The sequence below is a fragment of the Pseudomonas sp. genome, assembly GCF_050739995.1.
Lineage (GTDB): Bacteria > Pseudomonadota > Gammaproteobacteria > Pseudomonadales > Pseudomonadaceae > Aquipseudomonas.
Window position 1 is genome coordinate 1 of sequence record NZ_JBOICG010000281.1, and the last position, 4,284, is coordinate 4,284.

Below are 4,284 nucleotides of genomic sequence, written 5' to 3' on the forward strand. Positions count from 1 at the left end.
CTATTCGCCTTATTCCGACCTTTAGCGTCGGAATTGGTCAATTTTTGTGCTATATTCCGCGCCCGCGATTTTCATCGATTAGCCACCGGTCACTGACATGCAAGCAGCCAAACCACTTTTCGACTATCCCAAGTACTGGGCCGAATGCTTCGGACCGGCGCCTTTCCTGCCGATGAGCAGGGCGGAGATGGATCAGCTTGGCTGGGACTCCTGCGACATCATCATCGTGACCGGTGATGCCTACGTCGACCATCCGTCGTTCGGCATGGCGATCATCGGCCGGCTGCTGGAGTCCCAGGGCTTTCGCGTCGGGATCATTGCCCAGCCGAACTGGCAGTCCAAAGACGACTTCATGAAGCTCGGCGAGCCGAACCTGTTCTTCGGCGTCGCGGCCGGCAACATGGACTCCATGATCAACCGCTACACCGCCGACAAGAAAATCCGTTCCGACGACGCCTATACCCCTGGCGGCATGGCCGGCAAACGCCCGGACCGTGCGAGCCTGGTGTACAGCCAGCGTTGCAAGGAAGCCTACAAGCACGTGCCGATCGTGCTCGGTGGCATCGAAGCCTCCCTGCGCCGCATCGCCCACTACGACTACTGGCAGGACCGTGTGCGCAACTCGATCCTGATCGACGCCAGCGCCGATATCCTGCTGTACGGCAACGCCGAGCGGGCCATCGTTGAAGTCGCCCAGCGTCTGTCGTGGGGCCACAAGATCGAAGACATCACCGACGTGCGCGGCACTGCGTTCATTCGCCGTGACACGCCGGCGGGCTGGTACGAAGTGGACTCCACGCGCATCGACCGTCCGGGCAAGATCGATAAGATCATCAACCCGTACGTGAATACCCAGGACACCCAAGCCTGCGCCATCGAACAGGAAAAAGGTCCGCAGGACGATCCGGAAGAAGCCAAGGTCGTACAGATCCTGGCCAGCCCGAAGATGACCCGCGACAAGACCGTGATCCGCCTGCCCTCGGTGGAAAAAGTTCGTGGCGACGCGGTGCTCTATGCCCACGCCAACCGCGTGTTGCACCTGGAAACCAACCCAGGCAACGCCCGTGCCCTGGTGCAGAAGCATGGTGAAGTGGACGTGTGGTTCAACCCGCCGCCCATCCCAATGACCACCGAAGAAATGGACTACGTGTTCGGCATGCCTTACGCACGTATTCCGCACCCGGCGTACGGCAAGGAGAAGATCCCGGCTTATGACATGATCCGTTTCTCGGTGAACATCATGCGTGGCTGCTTCGGCGGCTGCACCTTCTGCTCGATCACCGAGCACGAAGGCCGCATCATCCAGAACCGTTCCGAAGAGTCGATCATTCGCGAGATCGAAGAGATCCGCGACAAGGTGCCGGGCTTTACCGGGGTGATCTCCGACCTCGGCGGCCCGACCGCGAACATGTACCGCATCGCCTGCAAGAGCCCGGAAATCGAGTCCGCGTGCCGCAAGCCATCTTGCGTGTTCCCTGGCATCTGCCCGAACCTGAATACCGACCACTCGTCGCTGATCCAGCTGTACCGCAGTGCCCGTGCGTTGCCGGGTGTGAAGAAAATCCTGATTGCGTCCGGCCTGCGCTACGACCTTGCCGTCGAGTCGCCGGAGTACGTCAAGGAACTGGTGACTCACCACGTCGGTGGTTACCTCAAGATCGCCCCGGAACACACCGAGGAAGGTCCGCTCAACCAGATGATGAAACCGGGCATCGGCAGCTATGACAAGTTCAAGCGCATGTTCGAGAAGTACACCAAGGAAGCGGGCAAGGAGCAGTACCTCATTCCTTACTTCATCGCGGCCCACCCGGGCACCACCGATGAGGACATGATGAACCTGGCCCTATGGCTCAAGGGCAATGGTTTCCGCGCCGACCAGGTGCAGGCGTTCTACCCGTCGCCGATGGCCACCGCCACCGCGATGTACCATTCGGGCAAGAACCCGCTGCGCAAGGTCACCTACAAGAGCGACGCCGTGACCATCGTCAAGAGCGAGGAACAGCGCCGCCTGCACAAGGCGTTCCTGCGCTACCACGACCCGAAAGGCTGGCCAATGCTGCGTGAAGCATTGACCCGCATGGGCCGCGCCGATTTGATCGGGCCGGGCAAGGACCAGTTGATCCCATTGCACCAGCCGTCCACCGACAGCTACCAGAGCGCCCGTCGCAAGAACTCGACGCCGGCTGGCAGCCATAAGGTCGCCAAGGAAACCACGACCAAGATCCTCACCCAGCACACCGGCCTGCCGCCTCGTGGCAGCGACGGCAGCAACCCGTGGGACAAACGCGAACAAGCCAAGGCCGCGGCCCAGGCACGCAACAAGCAGGCCGCCAAGGAGCGTGCTGACGCGGCCAAGGGCAAGGGCGGCAAGCCTGCGCGCAAGCCGGTAGTACCGCGTTGATCGCAGCCTGATATGCAAAACGCCAGCCTCGTGCTGGCGTTTTGCTTTCTATTCGGTGTCGAGTCTGTTTGTTAAGGTGGCGCCCATTCAGTCGCTATCGCAGGCAAGCCAGCTCCCACATTTTGATTTGTGAACACATTCAAGTGTGGGAGCGGGCTTGCCCGCGAAGGCGTCAGTGTAGTCGCCACCCCTTTCAAGGAAGAACACCCCATGGGCAACCCCCTGGCCTCCATCGGCATGGACTCCAATCGCTCCCAATTCATGGCGCGCCAGCGCATTGAAAGCCAGATCAACTTGCCGCGTCTGTTTGCAGCTATCGATGCCGACCCGGCTATCGTTGGCGCAGGTGTTGTGTACATCGACGCCGACTTCAACGTAGTTACCCTGCGCGAATTCCAGCCCATTTGCAGCATTGCCCCCAAGCGCGTGATCCTGCGTGAAGCGCAGAAATACATCGCCCCGGCGCAGTTTGCGCAACAGGTCCAGGACAACCCCCGTGAGTCGCGCTTGGTTGGGGAGGCGATCAACACCTCTCTATCCTGCGCGGGCGCGATCATCGGTTGGATCGTCGTGCTCAGCGGCACCGTCGCTGTGCCGTTCACGGCGGGCGCCAGCAGTGTGATTACGGCCATCGGTTATACCGCTGCCACGGCCAGCACGCTCCAGTGTTTTGCCAGTGGCTATCGCGTCAGCAATGAGATCAGTGACCCCTCCAAAAATGACAAGCTTGATAGCTCTGAGTGGTACCAGTACACGATGATCGCGTTGGATGCGGCGTCGTTGATCGGGGTCGGTGCATCGACGTTGACCACGATAAAACTGGTGCGGTTGAACCAGGCGACCACCGGCAAAAGCGTGCGGGAAGTGTTGCGAGGGTTAACCCGGCAAGAGCGCGCCAAGCTTACGAAGGAGCTGCTCAGCATTCAGGACCCGCGCATGAGCGCCAAAATGCTCAAGTTGAAGCAACTGTCCGGCGAGGCGACAAAGCGTTTCACACCCGCCCAGGTCAAGCATGCGACGGTGACCCAGATACAGGATGCATTGGGTGCTGCCATTGGTTTTACCGGCAGCGCAATTTCGGGGAATGTGCGCACCATTGCCGTGGGGCTGTATGAGGAGATGAACAATGAATGAGCTACCTGGCATTCGCAGTTTTCTGGCGCAGTACTTTCCGGTCTTCATGGGCGCGATTTTCGCGGCGGTGTTCAGCCTTGTGTTTGCGGTACCGCTGATGTTCGACAGTTATTTCCCACGCTTGCCGATGGACGACAACCTCAAGTATTCCTTCCTGGGTGGCCTCGCTCTGACGTGGGGCATCGTGCACTGCAATTTCATGATCGCGCGCGGACGGCCGCAGTGGGTATGGCCGCTGGTGGCGCTGCTCATACTCTGTGTTCTGGCGGTGCTGCCCACTATCGCCTTTGGTCCCCATCCTCTGTCCTATGGGTTGGGCCTGCTGTTCCCGCTGCTGGGGTTGTTGCTGCTCAACAGCAAACGCCACCGCGAAATGCGCCAGAAACTGCTCGAAGTGCGCCACCTGCGCGAAGCCATGATTGCCCGCCACCAATCCCGCTGATTGGGTAGATTCACCATCTGAGGCACGGCTTCTCGCCACAAATGTGTGCGTCACTTGCACCATGGCGCCACCCCAGGCGCCATTTTGGTGCTGTACTGCACCGGGCCCTACGATAAAGCGCAATGGCTGCCGCTCTGGCATAAGTCTTGCGCGCTTTGTTTCCATGCCCTGGCTCGCAGGAGGCCGCCGTGTCGATTCATGTCGCGTTGCACCACGTTACGCATTACCGCTACGACCGTGCGGTTGAACTCGGCCCGCAGATCGTGCGGTTACGCCCGGCCGCCCATAGCCGCACGCGGATTCTGTC

General features: G+C 60.3%; 4 protein-coding genes. All 4 read left to right on the forward strand.

What is annotated here, in order from left to right:
• Window positions 1–97 precede the first annotated feature (97 nt).
• Window positions 98–2,401, forward strand: coding sequence for a YgiQ family radical SAM protein (locus tag ACRESD_RS09650; protein WP_431750707.1), 2,304 nt, complete (start codon window positions 98–100; stop codon window positions 2,399–2,401).
• Between the two features lie 210 nt (window positions 2,402–2,611).
• Window positions 2,612–3,535, forward strand: coding sequence for an NAD synthetase (locus ACRESD_RS09655; RefSeq protein WP_431750708.1), 924 nt, complete (start codon window positions 2,612–2,614; stop codon window positions 3,533–3,535).
• Window positions 3,528–3,977 (forward strand): hypothetical protein, encoded by a 450-nt coding sequence (locus ACRESD_RS09660; RefSeq protein ID WP_431750709.1) that lies wholly within the window; start codon window positions 3,528–3,530, stop codon window positions 3,975–3,977. Before ACRESD_RS09655 ends, ACRESD_RS09660 begins: the two co-directional genes overlap by 8 nt.
• A gap of 188 nt (window positions 3,978–4,165) precedes the next feature.
• Window positions 4,166–4,284 (forward strand): transglutaminase N-terminal domain-containing protein (locus tag ACRESD_RS09665; RefSeq protein WP_431750710.1); only part of this gene is annotated, 119 nt, incomplete at its 3' end.